The organism is Sphingobacterium sp. 1.A.5, from assembly GCF_002734235.1.
Classification (GTDB): domain Bacteria; phylum Bacteroidota; class Bacteroidia; order Sphingobacteriales; family Sphingobacteriaceae; genus Sphingobacterium; species Sphingobacterium daejeonense.
The window spans coordinates 1-15,955 of sequence record NZ_PEBA01000005.1 but is presented as its reverse complement, the minus strand read 5'-3'; the positions used below and the strand labels follow the sequence as shown (position 1 = coordinate 15,955).

Annotated in this window: 14 protein-coding genes; 7 read left to right on the top strand and 7 right to left on the bottom strand. The window is 37.6% G+C overall.

What is annotated here, in order from left to right; all coding sequences use genetic code 11:
• The first annotated feature begins 109 nt into the window (after positions 1-109).
• Positions 110-1,291: a PLP-dependent aspartate aminotransferase family protein gene (locus tag CRT24_RS04100; RefSeq protein WP_099369976.1), complete on the top strand. Its 1,182-nt coding sequence runs from the start codon at positions 110-112 to the stop codon at positions 1,289-1,291.
• A 111-nt stretch (positions 1,292-1,402) separates the two neighbouring features.
• On the opposite strand, the gene tpx is transcribed toward CRT24_RS04100, so the two are convergent.
• The gene (gene tpx / locus CRT24_RS04095) at positions 1,403-1,900 is read right to left on the bottom strand and encodes a thiol peroxidase (protein ID WP_099369975.1); all 498 of its coding nucleotides are present in this window, start codon (positions 1,898-1,900) and stop codon (positions 1,403-1,405) included.
• 173 nt (positions 1,901-2,073) lie between these two features.
• Between tpx and CRT24_RS04090 the strand changes: the two genes are divergently transcribed.
• The 3 genes from CRT24_RS04090 to CRT24_RS04080 all read left to right on the top strand — a co-directional run bounded on the left by CRT24_RS04090 (position 2,074) and on the right by CRT24_RS04080 (position 5,204).
• Positions 2,074-3,294 carry an OmpP1/FadL family transporter gene (locus CRT24_RS04090; RefSeq protein WP_099369974.1) on the top strand — a complete coding sequence of 407 codons (1,221 nt, stop codon included), beginning with the start codon at positions 2,074-2,076 and terminating at the stop codon, positions 3,292-3,294.
• A 19-nt stretch (positions 3,295-3,313) separates the two neighbouring features.
• Complete coding sequence (locus CRT24_RS04085) at positions 3,314-4,618, top strand: SGNH/GDSL hydrolase family protein (RefSeq protein ID WP_099370074.1); 1,305 nt, start codon at positions 3,314-3,316, stop codon at positions 4,616-4,618.
• Positions 4,619-4,787: 169 nt separating this feature from the next.
• Positions 4,788-5,204: an OsmC family protein gene (locus CRT24_RS04080; protein WP_099369973.1), complete on the top strand. Its 417-nt coding sequence runs from the start codon at positions 4,788-4,790 to the stop codon at positions 5,202-5,204.
• A gap of 4 nt (positions 5,205-5,208) precedes the next feature.
• On the opposite strand, the gene CRT24_RS04075 is transcribed toward CRT24_RS04080, so the two are convergent.
• From CRT24_RS04075 to CRT24_RS04050, 6 genes are all read right to left on the bottom strand, one after another.
• Complete coding sequence (locus tag CRT24_RS04075; protein WP_099369972.1) at positions 5,209-6,219, bottom strand: LacI family DNA-binding transcriptional regulator; 1,011 nt, start codon at positions 6,217-6,219, stop codon at positions 5,209-5,211.
• Between the two features lie 31 nt (positions 6,220-6,250).
• On the bottom strand, positions 6,251-7,687 hold the full coding sequence (locus CRT24_RS04070) for a S41 family peptidase (protein ID WP_099369971.1): 1,437 nt from the start codon (positions 7,685-7,687) through the stop codon (positions 6,251-6,253).
• A gap of 70 nt (positions 7,688-7,757) precedes the next feature.
• Positions 7,758-9,257 carry a S41 family peptidase gene (locus CRT24_RS04065; RefSeq protein WP_099369970.1) on the bottom strand — a complete coding sequence of 500 codons (1,500 nt, stop codon included), beginning with the start codon at positions 9,255-9,257 and terminating at the stop codon, positions 7,758-7,760.
• Positions 9,258-9,264: 7 nt separating this feature from the next.
• Entirely contained in the window at positions 9,265-9,813 is a 549-nt protein-coding gene (locus tag CRT24_RS04060) for an HAD hydrolase-like protein (protein ID WP_099369969.1), read from the bottom strand.
• Position 9,814: 1 nt separating this feature from the next.
• Positions 9,815-10,282, bottom strand: coding sequence for a hypothetical protein (locus CRT24_RS04055; protein ID WP_099369968.1), 468 nt, complete (start codon positions 10,280-10,282; stop codon positions 9,815-9,817).
• 1 nt (position 10,283) lies between these two features.
• Complete coding sequence (locus CRT24_RS04050; protein ID WP_373604699.1) at positions 10,284-10,934, bottom strand: ABC transporter ATP-binding protein; 651 nt, start codon at positions 10,932-10,934, stop codon at positions 10,284-10,286.
• 149 nt (positions 10,935-11,083) lie between these two features.
• On the opposite strand from CRT24_RS04050, the gene sucC reads away from it, so the two are divergent.
• The 3 genes from sucC (at position 11,084) to CRT24_RS04035 (ending at position 14,804) form a co-directional block, all read left to right on the top strand.
• Positions 11,084-12,283, top strand: a complete 1,200-nt coding sequence (gene sucC / locus CRT24_RS04045; protein ID WP_099369967.1) for an ADP-forming succinate--CoA ligase subunit beta — start codon at positions 11,084-11,086, stop codon at positions 12,281-12,283.
• A 327-nt stretch (positions 12,284-12,610) separates the two neighbouring features.
• The gene (hemL, locus tag CRT24_RS04040; protein WP_099369966.1) at positions 12,611-13,924 is read left to right on the top strand and encodes a glutamate-1-semialdehyde 2,1-aminomutase; all 1,314 of its coding nucleotides are present in this window, start codon (positions 12,611-12,613) and stop codon (positions 13,922-13,924) included.
• 67 nt (positions 13,925-13,991) lie between these two features.
• The gene (locus tag CRT24_RS04035; RefSeq protein ID WP_099369965.1) at positions 13,992-14,804 is read left to right on the top strand and encodes a hypothetical protein; all 813 of its coding nucleotides are present in this window, start codon (positions 13,992-13,994) and stop codon (positions 14,802-14,804) included.
• Positions 14,805-15,955 lie beyond the last annotated feature (1,151 nt).

The following is a 15,955-nucleotide window of genomic DNA, read 5'->3' as shown; positions in this document are numbered from 1 at the left end:
TTCATCCCACGTAGAAAAATCATTTAATTTTATAGATAAATACGAAAAACCCGAAAATTATCTGGTTGACTTAGTGCTTTTTATTGAAAAGTGAATAAATTTGCTGATCATGAATAACGAACAATCCAAAATAATACGTGAACAAGCCCAACGTTCTTCACTTAGAGAACATTCGGTTCCATTATACCTGACTTCAAGTTTCATCTTTGACAGTGCCGAACAAGGACGCGCTGTATTTGCAGACGAAGAGGAAGCAATGGTTTACTCGCGCTATGCAAACCCGAATACCACAGAATTTATCAACAAAGTTTGCCTTCTAGAGGATGCTGAAGCAGGTCTTGCTTTCGCCTCTGGAATGGGAGCTATATTTGCTACTTTCGCCGCTTTTATGCAACAAGGTGACCATATCGTATCTTCAAGGGCAATATTTGGATCAACACATCAATTGTTTACTCAGCTATTCCCTCGTTGGGGCGTCACGACAACTTATGTCGATGCTATTAATCAAGAAGAATGGGAAAAAGCAATACAACCTAATACCAAGTTCATCTTTTTAGAATCTCCTTCAAACCCAGGCCTGGAACTAGTAGATCTAGAATGGTTAGGTGGATTGAAGAAAAAATATCCGAACATCATTTTTGCCATAGACAATTGTTTCGCAACACCTTATCTGCAGAAACCATTACCTTATGGTTTTGACCTATCAATCCATTCAGCAACAAAATACATGGATGGTCAAGGCCGTGTATTAGGCGGTGTAGTAGTTGGAAAAGAAGAACTGATTGAAAAAATGATGTTCTTGATTCGTCATACAGGTCCAGCAATGTCACCATTCAATGCTTGGGTGCTTTCAAAAAGTATAGAAACACTAGGATTGAGAATGGACAGACACTGTTCAAATGCGTTAGCACTAGCTCAAGAATTAGAAAAAAATAAAGAAATACTAGATGTAAAATATCCTTTTCTTCCTTCCCACCCTCAATATGAATTAGCTAAAAAACAAATGAAAGCTGGAGGTGGTATTGTTACAATTGAAGTTAAAGGCGGAAAAGAAAGAGCATTCCAATTTTTGGATGCCCTAAAAATGATTTTATATACTTCAAACCTTGGTGATTCCCGCAGTATTGCAACCCATCCTGCTTCTACAACACACTCAAAACTTACAGAAGAAGAAAGAGAAAAATTAGGAATCAGACCTGGAACTATTAGACTGTCTATAGGTATTGAAGACCAAAATGATATCATTCAAGATATCTTACAAGCATTGGATGCTTCTGCAAAATATAAATAGATATCAGATATGAGATATGAGATATGGGATTTGGGAAATGACATGTGAGGATATAGGTATTAAACTATATATATCTCATATCTCACATCTCAAATCCCAAATCTAATTCCTCTAAACCGCCGCTAAAGCTGCTTCATAGTTAGGTTCTTCTGTAGTTTCTGCGATTTGCTCTGTATATTTCACTTTGCCATTTTCGTCAACCACCACCACTGAACGGCTTAACAATCCTGTCAATGGTCCATCAGTGAATTTCACACCATAAGCATTCGCGAAGGATTCATCTTTAAAATCCGATAAAGTAATCACGTTTTCTAAACCTTCGGCCGCACAAAAACGACTTTGAGCAAATGGAAGATCCTTAGAAATACACAATACAACTGTATTGTCTAAGCCTGAAGCCTTCTCGTTAAATTGACGTACTGACATGGCACATGTTCCGGTATCAATACTTGGAAATATATTTAGGATAACTTTCTTTCCTGCAAAATCTTTCAATGATTTTTGTGACAAATCGCCAGCTGTAAGTGTAAAATCTGGAGCTGTCTCACCTACTTTAGGTAATTCTCCGCTGGTATGCACTGCATTACCTTTAAATGATACTTGAGCCATAAATAGTTTTTTATATATGTTTATATTCAAAACCAATATACCTCATTTATGTTTTGATTAAAAACAATTGTCCTTTATTTATTAATAATTGACAAAAATTTTATATTAATTAACAAAATTTTACTATGTTAGCATATCAAATAGTTTTTGAAAAACGCTAATCAATAATTACTATGAAACGATTATTACTCAGTTTGTTATTAGCTTCCCCTTCCCTTTTATTTGCTCAGGGTTCTCAAGTTAATACCCAAAGCCAAAAAGCAGTGGGTATGGCGGGCGCAGGGTCCGCACTTTTTATCGATGAAACTTCAATCGTATACAACCCGGGCGCTTTGGTAAAAATGGAAAACAATGGGGTACAAATAGGTGGTAGCGCCATCATGTACAGATCTCAATTCCAAGAAGCAGGAAGTCCAGACGTACATAACACCAGATTTCAAATCTCTCCCCCCTTCGGAGCTTATGCCACTTTCGGACCTAAAGGCTCTTGGTGGAAAGCAGGGATCGGAGTATATACCCCTTTTGGAGGATCTGTGGATTGGGGAACTGAATGGCCAGGAAGATTTTCCTTGACTCACCTTTCCATGCGAGCAATCTATATCCAACCAACAGTTAGTTTTAAATTAACAGAACAGTTCAGCGTCGGTGGTGGATTTGTATACAACATCGGTCTTGTAGATCTTGGAAGAGCATTGCCTGTTTTTTATCCAGATGGAAGAAATGGACAAGCAACTCTTAAAGGTACTGGAACTGGAATGGGATACAACTTAGGTGTACACTATACTTTGGATGAAACATTTGCTCTTTCTGTAAATTACCGTTCGAAGGTCGTTACTAAACTAGAAGGTGGTGACGCTACTTTTGAAGTGCCATCTTCTTTGGCAGCGAATTTCCCGAATGGTAAATTTGACGCTGAATTGCCTTTGCCATCTTCATTCAACGTAGGTATCACATTCCCACTTTCTGAAAAAGTCGATGCAGCTATTGATGGATCTTTAATCAATTACAGCATTTACAAAGAATTGGTGTTCGATTATGAAAACAACACGCCAGTGTTACAGGATACCCGTTCTGAAAAAAGATATCAAAATGCATTCTCTGGAAAAGCAGGTATCAACTACGAAGTAAATGATAAATTAGATCTTCGATTAGGTGCTGGTTATGTTTATACTCCTGTGCAAGCAAAATATGTATATCCTGAAACTCCAGATAATAACCGTGTAATGGCCGCTGGTGGTTTAACCTATAAATTCAACCCTAATTGGCAAATGTCCGCAGCATATGTATTCCAAAAAATATTGAAGAGAACAACCACAAATGCTGAAACGCAATTAAGAGGTGCGTATGAAACTAATATACATGCACCAGGTATTTCTGTATCTTATTATTGGTAGGACTTAAATTATGAAAACAATGAAAAAGAATTTCAAACTATATATTGGACTTGCATTAATAGGACTTGCAAGCTCATGTGCTCCCTCATTGGATGAATTTGAACCAAGTAAAGGTACTGCCGACTTCTCAAAATTTATCGCAGTAGGTAACTCCTTGACTTCTGGATATGCAGATAATGGATTATACCTTGAAGGACAAAAAGTAGCATTCCCAAATTTAATCGCTGAACAGTTAAAAGAAGTTGGTGGTGGAGAATTTACTTCCCCATTCTTTAGCCAAGACCAAGAAAATGGTTCTGGTTACATTAAATTCGGTGGATTTGATACAAATGGCAACCCAGTGATGGAACCTGTTACAGATAAATTAGCCGTAAGAGGACTAAATCCTGAGGGAAAACCATTGTACACCAAATACACAGATCCTATCCAAAACTTAGGTGTACCTGGAATGCGCCTTGATATGTCTATGGCTCCTTATGTCGGAACAGTTATGGGAAACCCATATTTCGAACGTCTTTTACCTGAAGGAACACCAGCAACCTTGAAATATGTAGAATATGCTGCCAGTCACGAGCATACCTTCTTTACCTTTTGGTTAGGAAATAACGATGTGCTTGGTTATGCTACAAATGGTGCTGCCGCAACTGAGGATCCAACAAAAAAATTATTAGATCTCCCAACATTCGAATCTGCGTATAATGCATTTGTGAAAGCACTTGTTGGAACTGGAGCTAAAGGTGTCGTAGCAACAATCCCTGATGTTACCGCCATCCCAGTGTTGAATACCTTAACAACAGCTCGCTTAAATGCTGCCGTTGAAGCTGCAACTCAAGGTCAAGCAAAAAATGTATATATCGCAACGAAAAAAGGACCAAGAGTAGCAACAGATGCTGATTTATTTATGTTGACTTTCCCGACTGCCCTATTGGGACAACCAAATGAAGCCGGATTTCCATACGGTATTGATCCTAGGAATCCAATTGCCGATAACTATGTATTGGACAAAGATGAAGTGGTAGAAGTATCGAACAGAGTAAAAGCTTTCAACGAAAAAATCAAAGCAATTGCTGGAGCAAATGACCTAGCTGTAGCTGACGTATATACGTTCTTAAACAAAGTAAAATCAGGATACAACTATAATGGTGTACATATCTCAGCAGCATTTATAACTGGTAATGCCTTCTCACTAGATGGCGTCCACCTAACCCCAATGGGAAATGCAATCGTAGCTAACGTATTTATCGACGCTATAAACGCTAAATACAACTCCAAAATCGGCAAAATTGACGTCAGTCAATACCGAGGAGTTAAGTTTCCGAATTAATATTAATAAAAAAGAAAACCCTCTAAGAGGGTTTTCTTTTTTATTAGACATAAGACATAAGACAACAGACTTAAAGACAGGGGTTATTTATAAAAGACATACCATTTCTATTGTCTTTTGTCTTTTGTCTAATGTCTATTCCCTACCTTTACACCATAAATCAAAAAACATGAAAGTTCATTTAAAAAGACAGAATCAAGGAGTACATTTTGAAGCATCTAGCGAGTTGTCTTCAGTAAAGGTGAATATTGATGGACCGGAATCCATTGGTGGCGAAGGAAAGGGTGTGAGACCTATGGAATTGGTATTGATGGCATTGGGTTCCTGCAGTGTATTCGACTTAACTACAATCTTGCAAAAGCAACGCCAGGATATACAAGATATTGATGTAGAGGTACAGGGAGAACGTCGTGAAGAGATCCCAAATATCTTCACTAAGATTCACATAGCTTTTAAATTAAAAGGTGAAATCGATCCTGCAAAAGCAGAAAGAGCAGCTGAATTGGCTGTAAAGAAATATTGCTCAGTGCATGATATGTTGGCTAATGGCGGAATTGAAATTACCTATAGCCTACAAATCAACTAGAGAATTATTTAAGGACTAATTTTGAGGGATATACCACTTCTTGTGCAGTATCGGTATATTCTTTCTTATCTATAATATCGAACAATATTTCAGCAGCTTTATGTGCTTGTTTTTCTGGATATTGTTCGATACTACCCATAGGCGGATTATCCATATACTTCCACAAAGGATAGTTGGCATAACTGATAAAAAACATATCTTGATTTAGAATAATGCCACGTTGTTTCGCATAACGGATTAAATCCAAAGTCACAAAATCATTGAATGAAATCAATGCTGATGGACGGTCTACCAAGGTGCAAATCTTTTCCATGGCTTCCTCGTTCCCTGCTTCTGTTAAATCAGTATTCACAACATAACTAGCATCATATTCTATCCCATTTTTGTCCATAGCTACTTTAAAAGCCTCAGCTCTTTCCTTCGAAGCCAATAGAGATTCAGGACCATTGATCAAGGCTATCTTTTGATGACCTCGGTCCACAAAAGCATCAATCGCTTCGATCATTCCTGACGCTAGATCACTGTAGACTTTATGCACATTGGGCATATCCGGCACACAGTCAAAAAACACAATAGGAATTTCTGTTTTGGCAAGGATATCTAAAAAGTCCGTATCGCCGGTATTCTTGCTCATAGAAATTAAGATACCATCGACACGATGTTTTTTAAAAGTTTGGATAATATTCAGCTCCCTATTTTCGTCATCCAGGGATTGACCCAATAGTACCGTATATTTTCTCTCTTCAGCCACATTTTCAATAGCAGAAATTGCTTCCGAGAAAAATGGCTCAGATAATTTTGGCAAAATTACCCCAATGGTAAATGTCTTCCGCTGTTTAAAAAATATGGCAGTTTGGTTAGGCTCATAAGCCATCTCCTCCGCCATTTTCTTAACACGCATCGTCGTAACCAAACCAATACTTGGATGGTCATTCAATGCTCGTGAAACAGTAGAAGGGGAAATTTTAAGCTTCCTTGCGATTTCCTTGATAGTCGTGGGTTTATTGCCTGCCATGCATCAAAGTTAATAATTATAAAATGATTTATTAATCCTTTATCATATTGCGGCGAGGGATTTTATTCAATTCCCGAATCTGGCTCCGATTTGTTTTCACGCTTGACGTAACCCTTGCAGATGCCTTCGCATTTGATGCACCCAACAACGAAAGTCCTTTTTGTGTCATATCTTCTGAAGGATCTCCAAGTAGCTTATGAATATTGTCGTTAGCCTGGAAATTAGCGGTAATACCATCCCAATAATCCGTAAAACCTTGCGCATTGATGATCTTAAATGAGGCTGCCCATAGACCAACATCATCTGAAATATCCTCCCTAAAGAAACCCACTGGCTTGCCATAGGTCGATTTCTCATATCCTACCAACTGAACTTTCATATATGGCATTAATGCTGAGATAACGATCTCACTCGCAGAGGCGGTATAGTCGCTTACTAGAAAAACAACATCGGTCACTTCTAGACCATTATTATTCCTTTCAAAGATCTCATTGACAAATTCTGTACTACCTTCATTCCGCTCTCTCTCCAGGTTTTTATTCACATCATATTTGAACATGACTTTTTTATCACCACTGCTGTTGATGATTTTATTCAATAGATAGATCGCTGAACTTACATAACCACCACCATTATAGCGTAAATCTACAATGAGCTTTTTGACCTGTTGAGCTCCAAATACAGTGAATGTAGAATCAATTCCTTTTTTCATCTTGGAGTCCGAACCACCAGACCTCAGCTCTTCAAAGGATGACAATGCAATATAACCTACTTTAGTGCTATTATCAGTGAAAACCTTTCCTAACATAAAGGGTTGAATGTCGTAGGTCTCATAATTAAGGTTATGAGTTTTCTTTGTGCCATTTATACTTTGGACAGTAATATTTAAGGTTTTTCTTTCGATGTATTCATCCACTTTCGATTGATTAGCATAAACCATATTTTTATCACCTTCCATCTCTAATACCCTATCCCCTCTTTTTATGCCAGCTCGCTCCCCAGGTGAACCACCCTCAACAAACATCACAAATAAGCTATCCTGCCTATCACCATCAAAGGCCATATAAAGACCATAACCATCCGCCACATCTGCACGTGATGAAGCATCAGAGCCTGAACTCAAATCTTCAATCCATGAAAACCTATCCATTGGACCATTATAATCTAGATGATAGATATAATTTGTCTTCTTCGGAGTCTGACTCATTAAATATCCCAATAACGCATCTGCATCATCATATTTATCTGTCAAGGTCGAAATTGGATTAGCCACCTCAATGGATGATTCCCAATAAGACAAATACTTGTATTTGGAATATACACTGTCCAGAACTTGTTGAGCAGCAGTCCTAGTCCCATCACCACCGGGTCTCGGTGGTGGGTCTATATCTTTAAGGTCCTTTTTACAACCAACAAATAAGATAACGGTTGCAAGGATTATTATCTTTCCCAGTAATATGTTTTTCATCTGAATTATTAAGTAATCTCGAATTATACAAATTTGATTCCAATAATTGACTCAAAATTGAACAAAAAGATTAATCCTTAATGGGCAATGATGGCATCTTATCTTTAGAAAACTTGTACATGTTGTTTCTGTAAGATTTCATCTCAGGTTGTTGTGGCGTTTGAATAACATCTAAACCTGTTTTTGACCTCCGTGCAGAAGCCCTTGCAGAATATGAACCTGTAGCAATATGATCTAATGCTGCAGCAAGCAAACTCTCGCTTTCATCACCCAGTTGAGTCAAGAAACCATCTCTAGCATCTTTCTTCTGACCAGTCAATCCACTGAAATAATCACCATAACCATCCTTATTGTTCATTTGGAAAGAAGTAATATATAAATCAGCATACCCATTGACAGTTGGCCATCCAAAAAAGCCAACAGGTTTACCGTATGTTCCTCTTCCATTAGTCGTAATTAGTTCTACAGTCATATAAGGTTTCAGAACATTGATCACCAATTCACTCGCGGATGCCGTACTAGTCGTACCCAAGAAATAAACTCTCGATAAATTCAAGCTATTGGTCTTATTAAAGTTCACAGATTGAAACGGCGCTTCAGGATTCGAATTATCATTCCAACCAGCCTCAGCAAGGTTTTTATTTACCTTATAGTCATACATCTTACCTTTCCCGGCTGAAACAGGCGCAATTAAATTCGCCATAAACTCTGCTGAACTTGTAGAGCCACCACCATTGTACCTTAAGTCTACAACCAATTCATTGATGTTTGCCGTTTCAAACTCTTTGAAAGCATCCAACATCGCATCATAATAAGCATTTGGTTTAGAGTTACTGAAAACATTGACAAAAGAGGTATAAAATAGGTATCCCACTTTTTTGCCATTGACAGTAAAGATTTTTTTGATCAATATTGGATCGATGTTGTATGCTGCTGCCGATACTGTTATTTTTTTAGTGGCAGTTTCTCCAGGTGCTTGTACAACTAATTCAAGAGCACCCTCGCCAGTCATAACTTTATAAAAGTTCTTGAAATCTTGTTTTTCGTCGGTATCGTAGTCAATCTTGGAATCACCATTGATACTTAAAATCTTCATCCCACGAATTAAACCAGCTTTCTCTGCTGGTGAACCCTTCTGAACTACCTTAACGTAAAGATTCGTCTGAGTGTTGTTGTTCTGATCTGTTACAGAAATATAAATCGGGGTAATACCAGTTTCCTTATAAACTCCTTGCTGTATTTCTTCACTCACAGTTCCTGCTCGATCCACAAAACTGAAACGGTCATCAGGTGCATATTTTCTTAAGGCCGCAAATACTTCCTCGGAAGACTGAAAGGAACCCGTAAATGCTTTAAGATCTGCCTTATTATCACTACCAGCCTTTGGCTGAGGCAATTTATCCTCCCAAAGCGAAAATAAAAGAGAATAAAAATACGTGGAATCCCTCAACAAAATCTCTTTAGCAGGGTCGCGACCATCATCTTCTTCTGGTTTTACAGAATCTTTTTTACAGCCTACACAAAAGATAAGTGTAGCAAGAAAGGCAAAGGCAATAAATCTTTTCATCATAATTTAGCTAGTTGTCTTGAATGAAAATCAAATCACTCTCGGTTATTTGATTTTCTGAAGCAATATAGCTAAATGGCTCAATATTTCGAAAACTTAACTCATCGATAAAATAGATTTTAACATTCTTATCAAATCCTTGCCAGTCAATATGTTTTACTTTATTCAATTGCAAAGCAGGGTTGCCTTTTGTTAAAATCGCAATTGAAGAACCTCTTTCCAATATAGATGCAAACAATAATTTTATTTCGTTGAAAAGGTAAAGCTTTAGTGGAAGATGCCCATTTACCATCAAACGCTCAAAATTCTCCTTATAATCATTGCTAAATCCGAACCGCTCCGAAGTCAATTCATAGACCGCATCCTCACCCTTCTCAAGATAAACATTCTTCATAAAAGAAACCATATCTGTAGCCATTGTCTTACCTTCAGTAAACTCAACAAATTGAGCAAACAAATAATAGATTTGTAACAGATAATCCTTCTTAGGAATTAGGACATCATCGACTTCGAATAAATAAAGTTTCTTATCTAATGGAATTTTAGAAATATCAATCATATTAAATCGTACATAAAGCTACATCATCGCCTTCATCTGAAACAGCATACAATCCACTAATACCACCATCAAAATCTTTTGTATTATTCAAGCTTTTTCCATTAAAGAATAAGGAAAGCTCAACAGAAGAATTCGGGTTTTCCAAGACAACAACCTCTTCTAAGGTTTCCCTATCTGGACAGAGCAATTGAATCCCATATTCCTCAAATAAAATCTTTGCCTCTGAAATAGTTTGAATTTCCGAAATACCTAAAGGTAGCACATGATCAACCTGCCTGTCAAGGCTCAATTTCAATATCTCATGGGCATATGTAGGATTTACTCCTGTCGGAATCTTAAGATAATTGGAAGCCAAAAAACTAGGCACTTCCTCAGAAGTAGAAAAAAGAATCTCAAATTTGTCCTGGAGCATTTTGGAAATCCTCTGCGCCAAAGGCCTGGTACCAAAGGTTATTAAAAGCTTTTGCATATTAATAGATTAAGCCGTCTCGCATATGAATAGTACGATCAGATATTCTTGCCAACTCCTCGTTGTGAGTAACTATGATAAAGGTTTGTTGCATCTTCTCGCGTAGGTCGAAAAACAACTGATGCAGCGCAGTTGCATTTTCAGAGTCAAGGTTACCTGATGGCTCATCCGCCAAAATCAAAGTAGGATTGTTGATCAGTGCTCGAGCTACCGAAACGCGTTGTTGTTCACCACCAGACATCGCGGATGGCTTATGGTTGGCACGATGTGAAACTCCTAAAATATCTAGTAAATCCAAAGCGCGCTTCTCAACAGATTTCTTGTCCTGACCAGCGATAAATCCTGGAATACAAACATTCTCCAAGGCTGTAAACTCAGGCAATAAATGATGAAATTGAAAGACAAATCCAATATGTCTGTTCCTGAAATCACTAAGTTGCTTTTCATTCAACGCAAAAACATCCTCACCCTCTATCAAAACCGTACCTTTATCAGGCTTATCCAAAGTTCCGATGATATGAAGTAGCGTACTTTTACCAGCACCAGAAGCACCAACGATAGATACAATCTCTCCCTTTTTAACTGAAATACTAACTCCTTTTAAGATTTCAAGGTCTCCATAGGACTTAAAAACATTATTTGCTTTCAATATCATATTGCGAAAATAATAAAAAACAAAAACATCCAATCCCATACCTGAGATTATAAATATGATGACGAACACGGAGACTCAATTTTATCGTAATAATAACTTGTCCCTTCCGAATAAATACGCTATTTTTACTGCAAATTTTTTTATCAATGAACATTCACGAATATCAAGGAAAAGAAATACTTAAGAGTTTCGGAGTAAGAGTACAAGAAGGTATTGTTGCTGAAACCCCAGAGCAGGCTGTTGAAGCTGCTAAGAGAATGAAAGAAGAATTCAACTCGGATTGGGTTGTGGTAAAAGCACAAATCCATGCGGGTGGCCGTGGTAAAGGTGGTGGCGTAAAATTAGCTAAAAACCATGACGAAGTATTGCAACGCTCTACTGACATCATCGGAATGCAACTAGTAACTCCACAAACTGGTCCAGAAGGTAAAAAAGTTAACAAGGTTTTAATCGCCCAAGATGTATATTATCCAGGTGATAGCGAAACCAAAGAATTCTATATGTCCGTATTATTAGACCGTGCTACTGGTCGTAACATCATTATGTACTCTACAGAAGGTGGTATGGATATCGAAGAAGTTGCAGAAAAAACTCCACACTTAATTTTCAAAGAAGAAATCGACCCTAAAGTAGGTCTTCAAGGTTTCCAAGCTCGTAAAATTGCTTTCAACTTAGGACTGTCTGGTGCAGCTCACAAAGACATGGTGAAATTCGTAGCAGCGCTTTACAAAGCTTACGATTCTATCGATGCTTCTATGTTTGAAATTAACCCAGTATTGAAAACTTCTGACGACAAAATTCTTGCCGTAGACGCTAAAGTTAACTTAGATGAGAACGCACTTTACCGTCACCCAGAAATCGCAGCTTTACGCGATATTACTGAAGAAGATCCTACGGAAGTAGAAGCAGGTGAATTCAACTTGAACTATGTGAAATTAGATGGAAACGTAGGATGTATGGTGAATGGTGCCGGACTTGCAATGGCAACTATGGACATCATTAAAATCGCTGGTGGTGAACCTGCAAACTTCCTAGACGTAGGTGGTACTGCTAATGCGGAAACTGTAAAAGCTGGTTTCAATATCATCTTAAAAGACCCTAACGTTAAAGCTATCTTAATCAATATCTTCGGTGGTATCGTTCGTTGTGACCGTGTTGCGCAAGGTGTAATCGATGCATACAACGAAATTGGAAACATCCCAGTGCCAATTATCGTACGCCTACAAGGTACTAACGCTAAAGAAGCTAAAGAATTAATCGACAATTCAGGACTTAAAGTTTACTCAGCAATCCTTTTAAAAGAAGCTGCTGAACTAGTAACTAAAGTACTAGAAGAAGGAAAATAAAATTAAACACAAAAAAAAGCCGGGCTTTCAAAAGAAGCCCGGCTTTTTTTGTAGACAATAGACACCAGACATTAGACAAATTGAATGTTCCGCTATTAGCACAATTCTTAACGCTTGTTATCTTGATTGTTCTGAAATAAATTTACCCCCATACCAATTCTGATGTCTTGTGTCTAATGTCTAATGTCTTATGTCTTGTGTCTAATGTCTTATGTCTAATGTCTATAATATGAAATAAATTTCCCCCATTCCAATTCTTATGTCTTGTGTCTTATGTCTAATGTCTATAATTATACTACTTTTGTATAAACACAAATTTTAAAGACTATGACAACATCTACTTCGGATATTTCACGTGAGAAGTCAGCGAAGTTATTTGAGAAAGCTAAGGAATATTTCCCTGGCGGTGTAAACTCCCCTGTTCGTGCATTCAAATCAGTATACGGAACTCCTTTATTTATTGAACGTGGTGATAAAGCTCACCTTTGGGATGCTGATGGAAATGAATTTATTGATTATTGCTGTTCTTGGGGCCCATTGATTTTGGGACACAATACCCCAGAAATTCGACAAGCAGTTCAAGATCAATTGGGAAAAGGATTAAGCTTTGGAGCACCAACTGCCTTGGAAAATGAATTGGCGGAATTAATCCTGAAAAACAACAAAAAAATCGAAAAAATTCGATTCGTTAGCTCAGGAACTGAAGCTGTCATGTCAGCAATTCGTTTGGCAAGAGGATATACAAAAAGAGATAAGATTGTAAAATTCGAAGGATGCTATCATGGACACTCTGATTCACTACTAGTAAAAGCAGGATCAGGATTGGTAACTTTCGGTGAAACATCATCCGCAGGTGTACCTAAAGCATTTGCTGATGAAACAATAGTCATCGCTTTAAATGATAAAGAAGCACTCGAAAAAGTGTTCGCAGATTTTAAAGATCAAATTGCTGCAGTAATTATCGAAGGAGTCCCTGCAAATAATGGCCTTCTAATTCAAGATAAAGATTACATACACTTCCTTAGAGACATCACAAAACAAAATGGAGCTCTACTGATCATGGACGAAGTCATAACAGGCTTTAGATTGGGATTTGAAGGTGCTTCAAAATATTACGATATCCAACCTGATATCTTAACCTATGGAAAGATCATTGGTGGCGGAATGCCTGTAGGTGCTTACGGGGCTTCAAAAGAATTAATGGCTTGCATCTCCCCTGATGGTGCAGTATACCAAGCAGGAACATTGTCTGGAAACCCAGTGGCAATGGCTGCAGGAATCGCAGCATTACAAATCTTAGCACAACCAGATTTTTACGAAAAATTAGAACAAACAACCCAACAGTTTGTTCAAGAATTACGTTCATACATTCAAGAAAAAGGTTACGAGGTAACATTGACCACAATAGGTTCTATTTTCTGGTTTGCATTTACAACGAAAGAAAAAATCCAAAGAGCGGATGAAATCGATCCAGCATCAATGGACAAATACAAAGTAATGCATAGAGAATTGTTGAATAGAGGAATTTATTTTGGCCCATCAGGGTATGAAGTAGGATTTATTTCCGCCGCTCATACTCCTGAAGACCTTAAAATAACATTAAATGCGATAAAAGAAGCCTTAGATATCGTTTTTCAATAAAAATCAAACAATTAAGGCTTATATTTGTTTAAGTATTAACATATTTCGACTAAATATTAATTAAAAGATGAGAACAATCAAATCAGCATTAGCAGTATTAGCTGCAACAGCGGTACTTGCTTCTTGCAATACCCCAACTAAAAATCAAGAAGGTGAAGTGAAAGACTCAACTGCATTAGCAGATTCTGTTGGTGCAATCGCAGTAAACCCACTTTCTCATGCTAAGGACTTCCCAGGTGCAACTCTGAAAGTATCTTCTATAACTTCAGAAAAACTTGGAACTGACTCAGCTAAAATCACGGTAAAATATGACGTTCAGAACTTCAAATTAACTGAACAAACTGAACATACTCACCATATGGCAAACTCTCATGATGGACAGCATATCCACTTTATCTTGGATAACACTCCTTATGTAGCGCTATACAAACCAGAGCATACTTTCACTGTACCAGTTAATTCTGAGCATTACCTGATGTCTTTCCTTTCTCGTTCTTTCCACGAGTCATTGAAAACAGCAGATGCTTCAAAATTAATCAAGTTCAAAGTTGAAGGTGATGGAAAAATCACTGAGCTTCCAGCTCCTACGGAACCATCAATCTTCTACAGTAGACCAAAAGGTGATTACAAAGGCGATGAAACAAAAACTTTATTGTTAGACTTCTTCGTATCAAACGCAACTTTAGGTGCTGACTCATACAAAGTAAAAGCAAACATCAACGGTCAAGAATTCACTCTAGACCAATGGGTGCCTTACGAAGTACTTAACCTTCCGCTTGGTGAAGCTACAGTGAAATTAACACTTGTAGACAAAGACGGAAACGCTGTAACTGGTGACAACGTATCAGTTGAAAGAAAAGTTAATTTATTAGAGAACTAAAGCTCTTTTAAAATCACAATAAAAAGGCGGAATTTTCATTCCGCCTTTTTATTGCTCTAATAACTAATCCCATCTTTAGCCCTATAACCCTTACCCTAAATAATCCAACCAATTATTTCCTCCATGTTACCCCATCAATTATTTTCATTCTATGTAATTCTATCAATTATTTCCCATCAATCATTCCATACAATGTAATCCCACCAATTATTTCCTCCATGTTACCCCATAAATTATTTTCATTCCATGTAATCCCATCAATTATTTTCAATCCATGTAACCCCATCAATAATTTCAATCCATGTAATCCCACCAATTATTTACTCCATGTTACCCCATCAATTATTTTCATTCCATGTAACCCCATCAATTATTTTCAATCCATGTAACCCCATCAATAATTTCAATCCATGTAACCCCATCAATAATTTCAATCCATGTAACCCCGCTAGGGGTGCAACTATTATAGAAAAATGTTACACCAAAAAACAGAACCCCGCTAGGGGTGACACTATTATAAAAATAATAGACCATAATCCCCACAAACCCCATCGGGGTTAAATGCCGGAGGCATGAAATATCTCTTAAATGCCATCGGCATGACATATTTATAGATTTAAAAATCGCCTCTAAAACCAACGCCGTAGGTGTGGCATGTTTGTTAAAAAGTTATGTCTTTTAGATGGATTCTTTATTAAATATAAATTTATAGTTACACCCTTCTGGGGTTTTATAGTGTGGAATTTTGGTCTATGTAATAGTGCCACCCCTACAGGGTTGGCGGACGCCGTATTTCCATTTCTATAATAGTTACACCCCTCTGGGGTTTTATGTGTGGAATTTTGGTCTATGTAATAGTTACACCCCTTCTATGTTGTATTCCAAATTTTTTTTTTTGATTATTTGCCTCTATGGTTGTTTTTCCGTTCCCTTTCCCTTGCTTTGGGCCATAGACCTTCCGCCCGACGGATTTTCCGCCGGTAGCCAAATGACAGTTACTTTTCAAACAGCCTTCTATGAGCAGACCTATGGCTGCAGTGTCTTTTTCAGTTTGTAAAGTATGGGTGCCGCAAACTACAATGAGAGCGGACGCAATGCCGCAAGGGGTGTATAGCGGTCACCCATTTTATGTGTCTATCCAAGTACCGTCA

Excerpts from the sequence above, each read along its gene's own strand:
- CRT24_RS04070 (WP_099369971.1), bottom strand. The coding sequence starts at position 7,687 with ATGAAAAACATATTACTGGGAAAGATAATAATCCTTGCAACCGTTATC.
- CRT24_RS04080 (WP_099369973.1), top strand. The coding sequence starts at position 4,788 with ATGAAAGTTCATTTAAAAAGACAGAATCAAGGAGTACATTTTGAAGCA.
- hemL (WP_099369966.1), top strand. The coding sequence starts at position 12,611 with ATGACAACATCTACTTCGGATATTTCACGTGAGAAGTCAGCGAAGTTA.
- CRT24_RS04035 (WP_099369965.1), top strand. The coding sequence starts at position 13,992 with ATGAGAACAATCAAATCAGCATTAGCAGTATTAGCTGCAACAGCGGTA.
- CRT24_RS04055 (WP_099369968.1), bottom strand. The coding sequence starts at position 10,282 with ATGCAAAAGCTTTTAATAACCTTTGGTACCAGGCCTTTGGCGCAGAGG.
- CRT24_RS04090 (WP_099369974.1), top strand. The coding sequence starts at position 2,074 with ATGAAACGATTATTACTCAGTTTGTTATTAGCTTCCCCTTCCCTTTTA.
- CRT24_RS04075 (WP_099369972.1), bottom strand. The coding sequence starts at position 6,219 with ATGGCAGGCAATAAACCCACGACTATCAAGGAAATCGCAAGGAAGCTT.
- CRT24_RS04065 (WP_099369970.1), bottom strand. The coding sequence starts at position 9,257 with ATGATGAAAAGATTTATTGCCTTTGCCTTTCTTGCTACACTTATCTTT.
- CRT24_RS04060 (WP_099369969.1), bottom strand. The coding sequence starts at position 9,813 with ATGATTGATATTTCTAAAATTCCATTAGATAAGAAACTTTATTTATTC.
- tpx (WP_099369975.1), bottom strand. The coding sequence starts at position 1,900 with ATGGCTCAAGTATCATTTAAAGGTAATGCAGTGCATACCAGCGGAGAA.
- CRT24_RS04100 (WP_099369976.1), top strand. The coding sequence starts at position 110 with ATGAATAACGAACAATCCAAAATAATACGTGAACAAGCCCAACGTTCT.
- sucC (WP_099369967.1), top strand. The coding sequence starts at position 11,084 with ATGAACATTCACGAATATCAAGGAAAAGAAATACTTAAGAGTTTCGGA.
- CRT24_RS04085 (WP_099370074.1), top strand. The coding sequence starts at position 3,314 with ATGAAAAAGAATTTCAAACTATATATTGGACTTGCATTAATAGGACTT.